The organism is Rhizobium sp. CRRU65 (genome assembly GCF_048551595.1).
GTDB lineage: Bacteria > Pseudomonadota > Alphaproteobacteria > Rhizobiales > Rhizobiaceae > Rhizobium > Rhizobium leguminosarum_J.
This window is the reverse complement of sequence record NZ_JBLYZH010000006.1, coordinates 386909-400502: the sequence shown is the minus strand read 5'-3', so window position 1 is coordinate 400502 and position 13594 is coordinate 386909. Positions and strand designations below refer to the sequence as shown.

At 61.5% G+C, this 13594-nt stretch carries 21 protein-coding genes; 17 read left to right on the top strand and 4 right to left on the bottom strand.

The genetic code is table 11. The annotated features are described in order from the left end of the window. From ACM5SV_RS15845 to ACM5SV_RS15810, 8 genes are all read left to right on the top strand, one after another. A partial coding sequence (locus ACM5SV_RS15845) for a DUF930 domain-containing protein (protein ID WP_419425333.1) occupies positions 1-781 on the top strand: 781 nt, incomplete at its 5' end. A gap of 106 nt (positions 782-887) precedes the next feature. Further along, positions 888-1049: a hypothetical protein gene (locus tag ACM5SV_RS15840; protein ID WP_012758376.1), complete on the top strand. Its 162-nt coding sequence runs from the start codon at positions 888-890 to the stop codon at positions 1047-1049. Between the two features lie 102 nt (positions 1050-1151). Continuing rightward, entirely contained in the window at positions 1152-1949 is a 798-nt protein-coding gene (locus ACM5SV_RS15835) for an APH(3')-II family aminoglycoside O-phosphotransferase (RefSeq protein ID WP_012758375.1), read from the top strand. Between the two features lie 79 nt (positions 1950-2028). After that, positions 2029-2835: an AraC family transcriptional regulator gene (locus tag ACM5SV_RS15830; protein ID WP_222014197.1), complete on the top strand. Its 807-nt coding sequence runs from the start codon at positions 2029-2031 to the stop codon at positions 2833-2835. An 83-nt stretch (positions 2836-2918) separates the two neighbouring features. Next, entirely contained in the window at positions 2919-3815 is an 897-nt protein-coding gene (locus ACM5SV_RS15825; RefSeq protein ID WP_012758373.1) for a DMT family transporter, read from the top strand. 3 nt (positions 3816-3818) lie between these two features. Then, positions 3819-4511: a B3/4 domain-containing protein gene (locus ACM5SV_RS15820; protein WP_012758372.1), complete on the top strand. Its 693-nt coding sequence runs from the start codon at positions 3819-3821 to the stop codon at positions 4509-4511. A gap of 99 nt (positions 4512-4610) precedes the next feature. After that, positions 4611-5009, top strand: coding sequence for a DUF427 domain-containing protein (locus tag ACM5SV_RS15815; RefSeq protein WP_012758371.1), 399 nt, complete (start codon positions 4611-4613; stop codon positions 5007-5009). An 80-nt stretch (positions 5010-5089) separates the two neighbouring features. Further along, the gene (locus ACM5SV_RS15810; RefSeq protein WP_012758370.1) at positions 5090-5323 is read left to right on the top strand and encodes a DUF6894 family protein; all 234 of its coding nucleotides are present in this window, start codon (positions 5090-5092) and stop codon (positions 5321-5323) included. A gap of 169 nt (positions 5324-5492) precedes the next feature. Here the strand turns inward: ACM5SV_RS15810 and ACM5SV_RS15805 are convergent, their stop codons facing one another. Beyond that, entirely contained in the window at positions 5493-5738 is a 246-nt protein-coding gene (locus tag ACM5SV_RS15805) for a DUF6894 family protein (RefSeq protein WP_012758369.1), read from the bottom strand. A gap of 133 nt (positions 5739-5871) precedes the next feature. Between ACM5SV_RS15805 and ACM5SV_RS15800 the strand changes: the two genes are divergently transcribed. The 7 genes from ACM5SV_RS15800 (at position 5872) to ACM5SV_RS15770 (ending at position 10601) form a co-directional block, all read left to right on the top strand. Continuing rightward, complete coding sequence (locus ACM5SV_RS15800; RefSeq protein ID WP_041935684.1) at positions 5872-6591, top strand: Crp/Fnr family transcriptional regulator; 720 nt, start codon at positions 5872-5874, stop codon at positions 6589-6591. Positions 6592-6728: 137 nt separating this feature from the next. Continuing rightward, positions 6729-7949 carry an MFS transporter gene (locus tag ACM5SV_RS15795; protein ID WP_012758367.1) on the top strand — a complete coding sequence of 407 codons (1221 nt, stop codon included), beginning with the start codon at positions 6729-6731 and terminating at the stop codon, positions 7947-7949. A 3-nt stretch (positions 7950-7952) separates the two neighbouring features. Continuing rightward, a complete protein-coding gene (locus ACM5SV_RS15790) occupies positions 7953-8624 on the top strand; it encodes a DUF922 domain-containing Zn-dependent protease (RefSeq protein WP_222014196.1) in 672 nt (223 codons plus the stop codon). A gap of 116 nt (positions 8625-8740) precedes the next feature. Next, complete coding sequence (locus tag ACM5SV_RS15785; protein WP_222014195.1) at positions 8741-9094, top strand: DUF1428 domain-containing protein; 354 nt, start codon at positions 8741-8743, stop codon at positions 9092-9094. A 134-nt stretch (positions 9095-9228) separates the two neighbouring features. Then, entirely contained in the window at positions 9229-9651 is a 423-nt protein-coding gene (locus ACM5SV_RS15780; RefSeq protein WP_222014194.1) for a secondary thiamine-phosphate synthase enzyme YjbQ, read from the top strand. A 123-nt stretch (positions 9652-9774) separates the two neighbouring features. Then, entirely contained in the window at positions 9775-10080 is a 306-nt protein-coding gene (locus ACM5SV_RS15775) for a hypothetical protein (protein ID WP_003541573.1), read from the top strand. A gap of 176 nt (positions 10081-10256) precedes the next feature. Further along, a complete protein-coding gene (locus ACM5SV_RS15770; RefSeq protein WP_033180669.1) occupies positions 10257-10601 on the top strand; it encodes a hypothetical protein in 345 nt (114 codons plus the stop codon). A gap of 501 nt (positions 10602-11102) precedes the next feature. Here the strand turns inward: ACM5SV_RS15770 and ACM5SV_RS15765 are convergent. Beyond that, positions 11103-11843, bottom strand: coding sequence for an SIMPL domain-containing protein (locus ACM5SV_RS15765; RefSeq protein WP_222014193.1), 741 nt, complete (start codon positions 11841-11843; stop codon positions 11103-11105). A 196-nt stretch (positions 11844-12039) separates the two neighbouring features. Between ACM5SV_RS15765 and ACM5SV_RS15760 the strand changes: the two genes are divergently transcribed. Beyond that, entirely contained in the window at positions 12040-12486 is a 447-nt protein-coding gene (locus ACM5SV_RS15760; RefSeq protein ID WP_222014192.1) for a GNAT family N-acetyltransferase, read from the top strand. A 100-nt stretch (positions 12487-12586) separates the two neighbouring features. Here ACM5SV_RS15760 and ACM5SV_RS15755 read toward each other — a convergent pair whose 3' ends face one another. Then, positions 12587-12733 (bottom strand): hypothetical protein, encoded by a 147-nt coding sequence (locus ACM5SV_RS15755; protein ID WP_204329244.1) that lies wholly within the window; start codon positions 12731-12733, stop codon positions 12587-12589. A gap of 255 nt (positions 12734-12988) precedes the next feature. On the opposite strand from ACM5SV_RS15755, the gene ACM5SV_RS15750 reads away from it, so the two are divergent. Continuing rightward, positions 12989-13180 (top strand): hypothetical protein, encoded by a 192-nt coding sequence (locus ACM5SV_RS15750; RefSeq protein ID WP_003541568.1) that lies wholly within the window; start codon positions 12989-12991, stop codon positions 13178-13180. Positions 13181-13281: 101 nt separating this feature from the next. On the opposite strand, the gene ACM5SV_RS15745 is transcribed toward ACM5SV_RS15750, so the two are convergent. Continuing rightward, positions 13282-13476: a hypothetical protein gene (locus ACM5SV_RS15745; RefSeq protein ID WP_260689188.1), complete on the bottom strand. Its 195-nt coding sequence runs from the start codon at positions 13474-13476 to the stop codon at positions 13282-13284. Positions 13477-13594 lie beyond the last annotated feature (118 nt).

The window sequence follows — 13594 nt, the reverse complement described above, 5'->3', positions numbered from 1 at the left end:
GCCACCACCTCCGCCGCCTCCGCCTCCGCCGGCCAGTAAGACTCCCGAGCAAGCTAAGCCGAGGCCTATGCCGACTCTGAGCCCTGTCATCGAGTTTGGCGACAGGAATAGCGGCCCCGAAAAGTCGCTGGCGGGAAATTCTCCTCAGGGCGAAACCAAACCCGCAACAACTCCGCCGCAGCACGATGCCGAACCGGCGCAGATGCCGACAAAGACTGCTGCAGAAAAACCAAAAACTGAGGAGCCTCCGTCAAAACCGGTGCCGGACGACGTGATGCTTCCTGAGGTCGCGACGACTGACGTTTCCCCAGAGCGAAATGGGCCACCGACAGACGTCTCTGGCGAAGCCAATACAAGCATCGAGGAGGCCAAGCGGCCGGAGCAGCAGACGGCTGCGAAACCGAAAGTGATAGCTAAGGACGATCTGCCCAAGGCAAAAACTCTGTTTTCACGGACGGAAGATGGCAGTTTGTTTGCGCAAACTGCGGTCAGTGGTCTTCCGCGCAAAGAGCGAGTGGCCACGCTTTGCACCACCGAGCTTCAGGGCCAACTCGTTCACGGTTCGCCGCCTTATTTCCCGTCCGCATTGCCTAGTTTTGGATTGCGAACCGGTACCATCCTTGATGTAAGAGATGCCGCCTTTGGCACAGTTAAGGGCTGGTACCAGGTTCGTTTCCGCTGCGAGGTGGATGAGGAAGCGACGAAAGTCGTGTCGTTTGCCCACGAAGTTGGTGGATTGATCCCCCGCAGTCAGTATGCGAAATATGAAATTCGTGACTAGTCCTCGTGATCCTGGATTGCGTCTCACCGGCAACAGCCACGCGCAAGCAACCCTGCCTAGCTTCCTCCCATGGCCGTGATGATCCGGTGAAGAAGAGGACAATGATATGTCGAACGAAATCGAGCGTTTCTTTGAGCGTCAGGACGAAGCCGTCAGCGCGCTGTTCCTGGAAAACAAAGGCGACGAGCTGACCGATATTCTGGTGGCTGCTCTGGAAGAGGCTTTCGAAATTCTTCTCGAAGCCGCGCCCGCCGAAACCGTTCATTGAGGTCGGAGAAGGCGTCGAGCACCGATATGCGCTGACTGATCGTGCCGCTTGCGCTGTCCCACCCTGTCGGGATAATGCGGCTGCATCAATGGCCTAGATATCATGTCGATTTTCCAAGAGGATCAACCGCCGTCGGCGGGCGCGCTTGATGCCCGTCTGGCCGGCTACCGGTTCGAACGCGATGCGCTCGGCCGTTCCGCCGCGAGCGTCTTCCGGCTGGAAGCTCTCGGATTGCCGACGCTTTACTTGAAGGTCGAACAAGCCGGTCCTTTTGGCGAACTCGCTGACGAAGCAGCGAGGCTTCGCTGGCTCCAGACTTCCGGCCTGCCCTGTCCTGATGTCATTGCAGAGGACAGCGACGGTGTGCACAACCGGCTGCTGATCAGCGCGCTACCCGGGAGTGATCTCACCAGCGCATCGGCGCTGACGCCGCCTGCGCGGGTCGAACTGCTGGCTATAGCCCTTCTTGACCTGCATCGCTTGCCGATCGCATCCTGCCCGTTCGATCATCGGCTGGAGAGGCGTGTCGCGGCGGCAAAAGCGCGGATGCAGGCCGGCATCGTCGATGAGACCGATTTCGATGAGACGCGGGTTGGAAAGAGTGCCGAGGCTCTGTTTGCCGAACTCGAAAGCGGGAAGCCCAGTCGCGAGGATCTCGTCGTTATCCATGGTGATGCCTGCCTGCCGAATTTCGTCGCGTCGGAAGAGGGATTTTCGGGTTATATCGACTGCAGTCGTCTCGGCGTCGCCGACCGCTATCAGGATATCGCGCTCGCCTGCCGCAGCATCGCCCACAATTTCGGCGAGGCGCTGGTGCAGCCCTTCCTTGATCGCTACGGCATGCCGGCCACGGATCCGGCAAGGCTCGCTTACTACCAGCTGCTCGACGAGTTCTTCTAAGCAGCCGGTTTGGCCGCAATGATTGCGTCATCTCGCTGTGGCTGGCAGAGTGTCCGGCGATCGGACCTGCGGGCAGACAATGGCGAAAAATCAGTTCAGGATGCTGCGCTCGGCGCTGGCAGGCGTCGAAGCGGTAGAAGCGGAAACGCATCACAGCTTTGCGCGGCATACGCATGAGCAGTTCGGCATCGGTTTGATTTCCGCCGGGGCGCAGTCGTCGCTCAGCGGCCGCGGCATGGTGGAGGCAGAGGCCGGCGACATCATCACGGTCAATCCGAACGAAGTGCATGACGGCGCGCCGATCGGCGAGGGGCGGTCGTGGCGCATCCTCTATTTCGATCCCGCCATCGTCAGCGGTCTGTCACGAGAGATCACCGAAAGCGGGGTAGGGCGATCGGAAATCCCGCATCCCGTTATCCGCAATGCGGCGATCGCCGCCCGCTTCGAAATGCTGTTTGGCGCGGTGACCGGCGGCGGGACGGCGGAGGGGTTGCTCTGCGACGAACTGCTTCTGCAACTCGTCGCCGATGTTATGCGGGAGCGCTCTGGTACCGAAGAGCGGCCACTGGTGCCGGCGTCGATCCGCGCGGCTCGAAACCTGATCGACGACGATCCGCTTGCCGCCGTCTCGCTTGACGATCTCTCCAGGGAAAGCGGGCTCAGCCGTTTCCAGGTGCTGCGCGGTTTTGCCAAGGCGACCGGATTGACGCCGCATGCCTATCTCGTCCAGGCCCGCATCCATATCGCCCGACGAATGATCGCTCAGGGCGTGCCGCTTGCGGAAGCGGCCTTTGCCAGCGGCTTTGCCGACCAGAGCCACATGACGCGGGTCTTCGTGCGCAAATACGGCCTGTCGCCGCGTCTCTATGCCGGCGCCTTTCTCTGAGCGGCTGCTTTGCACCTGCAATTTCGTTCAAGACCCCGACAGGCTCCTGCTGTTTTCTCGGCGCATGCAACAGGAGACGCTGAATGTCGAGGCAGGTTCAAGGTTATGTCTATCTGGCGCTGGCGATGCTGACGGTCGGAAGCACTGTGATCGCAAGCAAGCTGATCGCTTCGGGCCTGCCGCCGTTCAGCGCCACCGCATTGCGCTTCGCTATCGCCTTTCCTGTCCTTCTCCTGCTAATGCGGGCGACCGGCGCGCGGCTGCCGAGGTTTTCCCGGCATGACCGCCTCATCCTCATCATTCAGGCCGGGGCCGGCAGTGTTGGTTACACGACGCTGCTGATCTCCGGCCTCAGCCTGACCTCGGCGGCCGATGCCGGCGTCATTATCGGCACGCTGCCGGTGGTGTCGGCAGCAATCTCCATCCTGCTGCTGCGCGAACGGCCGCAGCGTGCCCTGCTTCTCGCCGTGGCGCTTGCGACATCAGGCGTGCTGTCGATCGCCTTCACGCCGGATGCGGCCGGCGGATCATTGGCCGGCAATGCGCTGATCTTCTGCGCCGTCGTCTGCGAAGGGCTGTTCATCCTGCTGAATAAAAAGCTGAAGACGGAGGTTGCGCCGCTTACCCTGTCGACGCTGATGGCCGGCATCGGCTTCATCGTTGCCGCCATCCCGGCTATTTTCGAAGCGCCTTTCGCAGATGGCATTTCAGCAAGCGCTGTCGCCGCCGTCGTCTATTATGCGCTGGTGCCGACCGTCGGCGGATTTCTGCTGTGGTATGCGGGGGCAGAAAGAGTGAGCGGCACGGAGGCCGCGCTCTTCACGGCGCTGGCGCCGGTTTCCGCCGTCATGCTTGCCGTCATCATCCTTGGCGAGCCGGTCGGGCTCAGCCAGATCGCCGGCATCGCCTGCGTACTTGCGGCCGTGCTCGGGCTTGCCTTTGCCGGGAGCCGTTCATTGAAACCTGCCGGGGGAAGATAGACCATGCAGTTCAGCCATTCCCGTGCCATGTGGCAGGCCTTTCCGGAGCTTCGCGCCGGCGCGCTCCATTCCGAAGGCATCCATGCGGATGCCGATGTCGAGGCGGCGATCGCAAGCTTCAGCGCAATCGCCGAGGCCCGGCTGGCCAAAGCGCAGGAAGGCGAATTCCCCGAAATCCAGGCCTGGCGGCGCGGCTTTTCCCGCATGGGCCTGAAGCCGACGCAATATCGCTGCGCTTCCGAGGCGCTACTGCGCCGCTTCCGCCAGGAACATGCGCTGCCGCGCCTGCATCCGCTCATCGATCTCTGCAATTCGATTTCGCTCGCCTTCGCCATTCCGATCGCCGTCTTCGACACTGAAAAGATCGCTGGCGATCTCGAGGTCCGGCGAGCCAAGGGTGACGAGACCTATCTGACTTTCGCCGGCGAAAGCGAGCATCCGGAGACGAACGAAGTGATCTTTGCAGACGCGGAGGACAGGGCACATGCACGGCGCTGGACGAACCGGCAGAGCGGGCTTTCGGCGGTGCGGGAGACGACGCACTCGGTGCTGATCGTTGTCGAGGCCCTGCACGTCTCCGCCGGCGACGACATCGCCAGGCTGGTCGAAACAGTTGCGGATGCGCTTGCGCGACACTGGCCGGCGGCGCCGAAAACGGCGATGCTGAGCTTTGTATCGCCGCGTTTCGAGTTCTAAGGGCGCGCAGCATTTCAGGGAAAGCTGCGTTCGAGGCCTTGGGCTGGCGGCATGCCCGCCCTATCTCCATGCGATCGATATCTCCTGGAGACGAACCCCATGTCAGATAAGTCGTTCAAGATTCCGGGGCCGGATCATCCGATCACCGTCGAGCACAATCCCTCCCGCGTCGTCGTCACGCTCGGCGGCAAGACGATTGCCGATACGCACGATGCGCTGACGCTGTGCGAGGCCTCCTATCCGCCGGTGCAATATATTCCGCGCAAGGATGTGGACATGTCGCTGCTTCAACGCACCGACCATAGCAGCCATTGCCCCTATAAGGGCGACGCCTCCTATTACAGCATCATTCCGGGCGGGGAGCGCTCGAAGAATGCCGTCTGGACCTACGAGGCGCCGAATGCCGCGGTCAGCAACATCAAGGATCATCTCGCCTTCTATCCCGACCGCGTCGACGGTATCGAGGAAATGGCCTCTCCGGAAGCCGGCGCCTTTTGACGGTGCGCACGACCTGAAACCCGTTCCGGCGGAACATGTTGTCCGCCGGTCCGTTAGGGTTATCTAGCGGGGGATATGCCGTGCCGAAATTCTACTTTCAACTTTTCGATCGTGATGGCGCCGGGACGACCGAGACGGCCTATGATTTTGAATCCATCGAAGCCGCGAAAGCGGAGGCGCGGCGCGTGTTGGCGGAGATGGCCACCGAAGGCTTGCCGACTGCACCTTTGAATATGATGTCGGTGGAACTCTTCGATGAAAGCCGTAGGCCGCTCGCGGAAATCCGGCTCATTCTCGAAGAAATCGCCAAATAGCCGCGATAAGGATGCCGGCCCTGTGAATGGCCGTCGATCGCACGCAAAGCAATCAAAAGACTATGTCAAATTTAATTGCCGGCTATGAAGGCGGGTCTTAGCGTCGCGCCCATCGACCGAGTCGGATTGATGCGTAGGAGTGACCGCGGCAGCCCTTAAACGGCGGCCGCTATCGTAAGACGTCGAGCCATTCATTGTTGAAGACGAGGCTGGCAACCGTGACCGGATCGCCGCTCTCGTCGCGAACGGTGATGGCGATGGTCATGCGATCACCCGCGGGCAGTTCGTCGCGGGCCACATCCAGCAGGATGCGGGTCAGCTCTTTCGGAATGTCTTCGCGAGATTTGAGCTCGGTGCCGTGCTCGTCGCGAGTCGGACCTTCCCCATTGTGTAGATCGAAATAGTAGCGAGCCATGTTCTTTCCTGCGCATCCCAGGGAGAAATCACAGATGAAGACAATTGTTCCCGGGGCTAGGCATTGATTCTTATAGAAAATACAGGTCGCATCGAAATGATCAGGAACTCTTGTGATATCGGCGGGCAGGCTCGTGATTGAATCCCTGCTGTTGAATCTTGGAAGCCGAGATGTGCTGTCGGCTGAAGAGGAAAGTCATCTCAGAGCGATCATCGTCAAAGACAGGTATTTTGCTGCCGGGGAGGATCTCGTCTCCGAAGGGAGCCGACCGGCCTACAGCACGCTGCTGCTCGATGGTTTTGCGGCGCGCTATAAGGTGATGGCGGATGGCAGCCGCCAGATCACCGCGCTGCATGTCGCCGGCGATTTCGTCGATCTGCATGCTTTCCCGATCAAGAAGATGGATCACGGCATCGTCGCGCTGTCGTCCTGTCATGTTGCGTTTGCCGATCACGCCGATCTCAAGGCGATCACCGAGCGCATGCCGCACCTGACCCGGCTGCTCTGGCTCGATACGCTGGTCGATGGCGCCATCCACCGCGAGTGGATCGTCGCCATGGGCCGGCGCTCAAAGCGCGCCCATATCGCCCATCTCGTCTGCGAACTCTTCGTGCGGCTGCAGGTGGTGAAGCGGACGCGCGGCGCAAGCTTCCAGTTTCCGTTGACGCAGATCGAGATGGCCGACGTGCTCGGCGTTTCCGTCGTCCACCTGAACAAGACTTTGCAGGCGCTGAGGCGCGAGGGCGTGTTCACCTGGGAGAACCGGACGATCACCATCGTCGACTGGGAACGCCTGCAGGAAATCGCCGAATTCGATCCCGGCTATCTCAGCATCTTCAGGGAACCACGCTAAGACCGAGGTATCACACAATCCGGTGACACCAGCTCATTGCGATTGACAATTCGACCATTCGGGCAGAACACCGCCTCGACCTTCTTAAAACTCTTATAAAGGCTGGCGGACCCGCGCTGCCGGCCGGTGACATCGCAATGGACATATCCCAAGGACCGGGGAGCGTTCTTCGCCACCCCGGCTATCTGAACTTCGCTGCCTCCCGCGTTTTTTCCTCGCTCTCCTTCCAGTCCATTGGCATCGCCATGGGGTGGATGATCTACGATCAGACACACAGCGCCTTTGCGCTCGGCCTAGTCGGCTTGTGCCAATTCCTGCCGATGGCGGTGCTGACCTTCGTCGTCGGCCATGTCGCCGACCGGTTCGACCGGCGGCGCATCGGGCTCGTCTGCCAGTTGATCGAAGCGGTGACGGCGCTGGTGCTGGCGGTTGCCACCTGGCAGCAATGGCTGACGCCGGCCGGCATCCTTGCCGCCGTCACCGTGCTCGGCGCCGTCGTCGCCTTTGAACGGCCGACCATGGCGGCGCTGTTGCCGAACATCGTGCCGGCCTCGATGTTGCAGAAGGCGGTCGCAACCTCGACCTCGTTGATGCAGACGGCGATGATCATCGGCCCCTCGCTCGGAGGCCTGCTTTATGGCCTCCACCCCGTCGCGCCTTTTGCTATATCGGCGCTGCTCTTTGCCGTCGCAAGCTTCAACGTCATCTCGATCCGCATGCAATGGAGCCCTGCCAAGCGTGAGCCGGTGACGCTCGCCTCGGTCTTTGCCGGCGTCTCCTTCATCCGCAGCCGGCCGGTGATGCTCGGCACGATCTCGCTCGATCTCTTCGCGGTGCTGCTCGGCGGCGCGACTGCGCTGCTGCCGATGTTCGCCAGCGATATCCTGCATGCCGGTCCCTGGGGCCTCGGTTTTCTGCGCGCGGCCCCGGCGGTCGGCGCGCTTGCCATGTCGATCATGCTCGCTCGCCGGCCACTGAGCAGCAATGTCGGTCGCAAGATGCTCGCCGCCGTCGCCGTGTTCGGCGTCGCCACCATCGTCTTCTCGCTGTCGACCAATATCGCGCTTTCCGTCGTCGCGCTGCTCGTCATCGGCGCGTCCGATACGGTGAGCGTCGTCGTGCGCAGCTCGCTGGTGCAGCTTTTGACGCCGGACGAGATGCGTGGTCGTGTCAGTGCCGTCAACTCGCTGTTCATCGGCACCTCCAACCAGCTCGGCGAATTCGAATCCGGCATGATGGCGGCGGCGCTTGGGCCGGTCGCCACCGGCATCGTCGGCGGCTTCGGCACGATCGTCGTCGTGCTCCTGTGGATGCGGCTCTTCCCCGATCTTACCAAGGTCAAGACGCTGCAGGGTTAGCACATGCATGACGCGTTGAAAGCGGCGACCGCTCCCGTTAGGTTCGGCCCGAAACATCATTCGGCGGAGCCGCGCGTGACGACAAATTTTCTATCCTGTGTGCTTGCGGCGGTTTTCACGTCGGTGCCGGCCGTGGCGCTGGCCGAGTGGCAGGCGGTCGAAGAGGTACGGCCCTATTCGATATCAGGCACCTCGGGCGCCGGGCTTTATGAATCGATCGGCGAGCGTGGCCCGAAGGCGGGCGGCTTCGGCCGGGCAATCGCGCATACGACGTTCAAGCTGACCTGGACCAGGAAATACGAACCGCAGGGAAATGCCTGCGTTATCGTCACCAACCGGCCGAAGCTCATCATCACCTATACGCTGCCGAAACCATCTGCTGCTCTGCCAGCTGCCGTGAAGAGCAGCTGGGACGCCTTCATATCAGGTGTGCAGGCGCATGAGCGGGTGCATGGCGAGACCATCAAGGAGATGGTCAAGGACATCGAGGCGACAAGCATCGGCCTCACCGTTGCCGATGATCCCGATTGCAAGAAGATCAGGATCGAGCTGACCCGCCGGCTCGGCGAGATCTCCCAAAGACAGCGCCAGCGCGGCCGCGACTTCGACAAGATCGAAATGGGTGACGGCGGCAATATCCAGCAGCTCATCCTCAAGCTGGTCAATGGTCCCTGATCACCAGGAGGACGATAAGCGCGCGCGGTAGCCGCTCGGCAGCAGACTGGACCCGTTTGGCAAGTCTCCTATCTCTTCCGTGATAACCGGGCGCAGACACGCAGAGGAGGAGCGAGATGTCCTATGTCGATGGTTTCATCGTGGCGGTTCCGAAGGCGAATATCGAGGCCTACAAGGAATTCTCGACCTTCGCCGGCTCGATCTGGAAGGAATATGGCGCGCTCGAATATGTCGAATGCATCGGCGACGATGTGCCCTATGGCGAGCTGACGTCCTTTCCCCGCGCCGTGCAGGCGAAGGAGGACGAGGTGGTGGTGTTTTCCTGGATCGTCTATGGCTCGCGCCAGGAGCGCGACGATATCAACGCCAAGGTAATGGACGATCCCAGGCTCAAGGGCGACCAGTGGCAGATGCCGTTCGACGGCAAGCGGATGATCTACGGTGGCTTCGAGGTGCTGCTCAGGCTCTGATCGCCCGCGCAAGCTTGACTTTGCCCGGGCAAGCTTGACTTTGCCCCGTCAAGCTTGACTTGCCCGCGCAAGCTTGACTTGCGCCGAGCAGCGCGCCAACTCGCGAGACATTCATCTCGAAGCAGGAGAGCGCCTTGCCCCAGACGATCCTCACCTTGTCCACACGCGGGCAGGGCCTTTACGAGTTCACCCACCAGGCCGAGGCCTTCGTCAGCGCGTCGGGGCGGGAGGAGGGGCTACTCACGGTCTTCGTGCGCCACACCTCCTGTTCGCTGCTGATCCAGGAAAATGCCGATCCCGATGTGCGCACCGATCTTCTCGCCTTCTTCCGCCGTCTCGTGCCGCCGGCCTCCGATCCTGACATGGGCTGGATCGTGCACAGGGCCGAGGGGCCGGACGACATGCCGGCGCATATCAAGGCGGCGCTGACGCAGGTCTCGATCGGCATTCCTGTTGCCAGGGGGCGGCTGATGCTTGGCACCTGGCAGGGGCTCTATCTTTTCGAACATCGCGACCGCCCGCATCGGCGCGAAATCGTCCTACATCTCAGCACCTGAAACCGGGTTAACTCTTGTGAATGCAAACTGAATGCCCGGTTCGAACGCCATTCAGTTTGCTGGGTCTACTGTCGAGGCAATCCCTGAAGGGAGAGCTTGGAATTCAATCGACGGAGACACAACATGACGCATTTCCTGACCAAGGCTTCGCTTGCCGCTCTGCTCGCCCTCTGCACTATTCCGGCCACTGTTTCCACGGCGGCCGCCGCCGGACCGCAGACGAACTTCGTCGTCGAGGCGCAATATCATCGTCCGATCCGCGGCTGCTCGCCGATGCACGCTGTGCGAAAGGCGCGTGATTTCGGCCTGCGGAGAGCCCACATCACCCGCATGTCGCCGCGGGTCGTCGTCGTTGCAGGGCGCGACCGCCGCGGCTGGGACAGGATCACCTTCGCGAATGTCCGCGGCTGCCCGCTGATCCGGCGCTGAGGACTGCAGCCGGAGGCGCCGATGCGGCGCTTCCGGTCTGTTTTGCCTTGACGGTGACACTTTCAGCCGTCTTTTCTCTGACCTGTATGAGTGATTCCCAAATGACGCTTCGGCGTGATGCGGACCAATGGGGAGGGCGGCTCGACCGCACCGACTTTCAAACGAAAGGTTTTTCGATGATGCAGTTTCTGGCAAAGGCGGGTCTTGCCGTCATGCTGACAGCCGGCACCCTTGCCGGCACGGTGGTCCCGGCCGCCGCCCAGTTGAATATCATTATTGGCGATCAGGACCGTGGTCCGCCGCAGGATTACCGCCGTCCGCCTCCGGGGCCGGGCTATGGCCGGCCGTCGCGCGGCTGCAATCCGCAGCTCGCCGAAAACCTTGCTCGGGATTACGGCTTTCGTCGCGCCCGGGTCGTCGACATCACGCCGCGCCGCGTGATCGTCCAGGGTTGGACGCGTCGCGGCCAAGATGAAATGAGCTTCGGCAATGTGCGCGGCTGCCCCGCTCTGCGCCGCTAATCGTTAGACGAAAACGCCGCCCCGTCTCCCCGATGCGGCGGCCAAGAACCGCCTTTGCCCGTCTCCCCGGATCGGCAAGGGCGGTTTTCTTTTGCGCTCAGTTTGACTGCGCTCTTTCCTCCGGCATCATCCGGTCTTGTGTATGAATCCAAGACCCCTCCCCAACCCCTCCCCACAAGGGGAGGGGCTAAGCTGTGGCCCCGGCGGGACCAAAAAGCAGACGTGTCGCTGGCTGTTACCGCTCTACTGATTGCTACGATGGAGGTCATGTGAAGTGGGGGCGGCATGTTAGCCCCTCCCCCTTGTGGGGAGGGGTTGGGGAGGGGTCTTGCTTTGTGAGCGGCAGCCGCCGGCGCCAGACGGACAGGATCGGCCTGATCTGCTGCCTATCAACCGGAGGCAGATGCTTGGGGCACAAGCCGGATGATGACGAAGGTAATTGGCACACATTGTCAGCAATCCGAGCCCCGCGCGTCTCAAATGACGCGCGGGGCTTTCAATTTACTGCTCGATCGCGAAGGTCACGGTGACGCTGACATTGTAATTATTCTCGCCGCCCTGGACGGGAACGGCAGCGTCGGAGGCCTCCTTCATCATCGTGGCGCGATAGACCGGCTGCGGCATTGCGCGCGGCACGTTCTCGTTGATCTCGAGAATGCGGCCGAGCTTGACGCCGGCGGCTTCGCTCAGCGTCTTTGCCCTCTTGACGGCATCGGCGACGGCGGCCTTGCGTGCCTCTTCGATCGCGGCGTCCGGCTTGTCGTTGGTGAACTGGATTTCGCCGCCCTGGTTGATGCCGAGGGTGACGGACTGGTCGATCACCGCGCCGAGCTTGGCGAGATCGCGCAGCCTGACGGTGACCGAATTGATGGTCTGGTAGCCGATCAGCTGCGGCGGCGGCTGCTGGCCGTCGATGGGCTGCGGGTAGTTGTATTGCGGCTGGATGGAAAAGCCGGAGGTCTGCAGGTCGCGCTCGGCAATGCCGCCGCTCTTCAGCGCGGCAAGCACCTCGTTCATCGCCTTGTTGTTCTCGTCGAGCGCTTCGCGTGCGGTTTTAGCCTGCTTGACGACGGCGAGATTGACGATGGCCATATCGGGAGCGACGGAGGATTCGCCATCGCCGGTCACCGAAATCACCGGCTCGCGCGGCTTTGCCTCCTGCGCGAAGGCGGGCGCTGCGGCGGCGAGCGGCAGCGCCAGAAGGGCGGTCATCAGGACAGTTTTGGTATAGATCGGCGCCATGTTTTCATTCCTTGGTTGTCGTTTCCCGGAACAGCTTTCTGTCGGTTGATTGTGAAGCTATTACGGCGGAAAAGACAGGCGCATGCGTAGCGAGAGAAAAATCTGCGGGGTGCATGCGTTGAAGCTTGAACCCGGAGGACGTCCGCCGACCTTAAAAGCCGAAACGGCTGGACCGGAACCGACGGCTCGCTATCATATGGCGACCATCGACGACGAGGAAGCAATGTTCGAAACGCTCGATCCCGTCCCCCCCGAGATCGCCACCGCGATTTCCGACGGCCTGAACGCCTTCAACGAGAGCGCTGAGATCAGACGCGAGGCCTTCGCCATCGTCTGGCGGGAGAACGGAGGGCTTGCCGCCGGGATAACGGCGTCCGTTTCCTTCTCGGTTCTTTTCATCGGCAATCTGTGGGTCGAAAAATCGCTGCGCCTGAGCGGCATCGGCAGGAAGCTGATGGCGGCGGCGGAAGAAGAAGGGCGCCGCCGCGCCGCCGTCACGGCCTGCGTCGACACACTCTCGACCCAGGCCCCGGATTTTTACCCGAAGCTCGGATATGTCGAATTCGGCAGGGTCAGCGGGCATGCCGGAGGCCGGCCCGTCGACCGGATCTGGTTCCGGAAGGAGTTGTCCGCCGCAATATGATCAGGAGCCGCTGGCGGCTTCAACATCCGATGTCATTGCAGGGATATGTGAGGTCGCTCTCGCGCGGGACGCCGGTCGATTGACCGCGCCAATCGTCCGGCTAGGCGCCGAAATCGTCCATGAAGGACGGATGGATGGCGGGCTTCCGCTCCTCGCGTGCGTTCCGAATACGCTGGGGAACAGCACCGAGACCGGCGACGAAACGGGTGAGGATATTGCGGTTGAAAAGTTTCTGTATGGCACTCATGGCAGTTCACTCATTCTTTTTTTTGTTAGCCGGCAGCATATATTTTGCCCAGCCTGCCATAACAATGGGCAATTTTGCATGACAGTTATGTGACGGTGCATGGCTTGGCCGGGGGCTGGCCTAAAAGGTGATCACATTGGCGTTAGAACGGGCCGCCGAGGGCCGTAAGCCACGATAAACCCTCGTCTCTGGTCGCCGTGGCGTGGTAGATTGCCCGCTTGGGTGAAACCATGCCCCTCCGAAGGAGAAGCTCAGATGAACCGATTTTTCGCATTTATCGCGACCGGAACGCTGATCAGCCTTGCCGCGATCATTTCGGGCTGCACTTCGTCCGGAAGCCTCGACCAGACGTCGTCGATCGGCGGCGGTTATTATGAGCGTCAGCCGCTTAATCCGGCGTGTGGGGGTGGGTTCAGGCCGAGCGATGGGCGCTCTTGCAGTTATTAGGATGTGCGCCGATCGGGCATGATGCCGCCGGACGAAGTCGCGTGATCCTGGCCATCGCGGGAGGCGAACTATCGCGCAATCAGACTTCTAATTTTCCAGCGCTAATAACTGCACGGACGATCGTTGCCGAATCCATCGCGGCAGGCAGGCCGAAGGGCAAAGTCAGCGCTCTGCGCGGTATAGCCGACCGAGCCTGTCTGCACCGAGTCGTTTGAGCTCGTGGTGCACGACGATGCCGACACGGCAATGACGAAGACGGCTGCCGTGGCCGCCGATAGTTTGCGAGCTTGAAGCATCTCCCCATCCCTCACTGTGCAGAGTGTCCGAATAATTCTGACAAGTAGGGCCGATGAAGCCTCCCGATAACGGACGGTGTCGATCAAGATTTTGTCATTGGTTGAAAAACCCTTCGCC

Bases quoted from the DNA above. Each gene is read 5' to 3' on its own strand.
- ACM5SV_RS15840 (WP_012758376.1), top strand. From the start codon at position 888: ATGTCGAACGAAATCGAGCGTTTCTTTGAGCGTCAGGACGAAGCCGTC.
- ACM5SV_RS15835 (WP_012758375.1), top strand. From the start codon at position 1,152: ATGTCGATTTTCCAAGAGGATCAACCGCCGTCGGCGGGCGCGCTTGAT.
- ACM5SV_RS15830 (WP_222014197.1), top strand. From the start codon at position 2,029: ATGGCGAAAAATCAGTTCAGGATGCTGCGCTCGGCGCTGGCAGGCGTC.
- ACM5SV_RS15825 (WP_012758373.1), top strand. From the start codon at position 2,919: ATGTCGAGGCAGGTTCAAGGTTATGTCTATCTGGCGCTGGCGATGCTG.
- ACM5SV_RS15820 (WP_012758372.1), top strand. From the start codon at position 3,819: ATGCAGTTCAGCCATTCCCGTGCCATGTGGCAGGCCTTTCCGGAGCTT.
- ACM5SV_RS15815 (WP_012758371.1), top strand. From the start codon at position 4,611: ATGTCAGATAAGTCGTTCAAGATTCCGGGGCCGGATCATCCGATCACC.
- ACM5SV_RS15805 (WP_012758369.1), bottom strand. From the start codon at position 5,738: ATGGCTCGCTACTATTTCGATCTACACAATGGGGAAGGTCCGACTCGC.
- ACM5SV_RS15795 (WP_012758367.1), top strand. From the start codon at position 6,729: ATGGACATATCCCAAGGACCGGGGAGCGTTCTTCGCCACCCCGGCTAT.
- ACM5SV_RS15790 (WP_222014196.1), top strand. From the start codon at position 7,953: ATGCATGACGCGTTGAAAGCGGCGACCGCTCCCGTTAGGTTCGGCCCG.
- ACM5SV_RS15785 (WP_222014195.1), top strand. From the start codon at position 8,741: ATGTCCTATGTCGATGGTTTCATCGTGGCGGTTCCGAAGGCGAATATC.
- ACM5SV_RS15775 (WP_003541573.1), top strand. From the start codon at position 9,775: ATGACGCATTTCCTGACCAAGGCTTCGCTTGCCGCTCTGCTCGCCCTC.
- ACM5SV_RS15770 (WP_033180669.1), top strand. From the start codon at position 10,257: ATGATGCAGTTTCTGGCAAAGGCGGGTCTTGCCGTCATGCTGACAGCC.
- ACM5SV_RS15765 (WP_222014193.1), bottom strand. From the start codon at position 11,843: ATGGCGCCGATCTATACCAAAACTGTCCTGATGACCGCCCTTCTGGCG.
- ACM5SV_RS15760 (WP_222014192.1), top strand. From the start codon at position 12,040: ATGGCGACCATCGACGACGAGGAAGCAATGTTCGAAACGCTCGATCCC.
- ACM5SV_RS15755 (WP_204329244.1), bottom strand. From the start codon at position 12,733: ATGAGTGCCATACAGAAACTTTTCAACCGCAATATCCTCACCCGTTTC.
- ACM5SV_RS15750 (WP_003541568.1), top strand. From the start codon at position 12,989: ATGAACCGATTTTTCGCATTTATCGCGACCGGAACGCTGATCAGCCTT.
- ACM5SV_RS15745 (WP_260689188.1), bottom strand. From the start codon at position 13,476: ATGCTTCAAGCTCGCAAACTATCGGCGGCCACGGCAGCCGTCTTCGTC.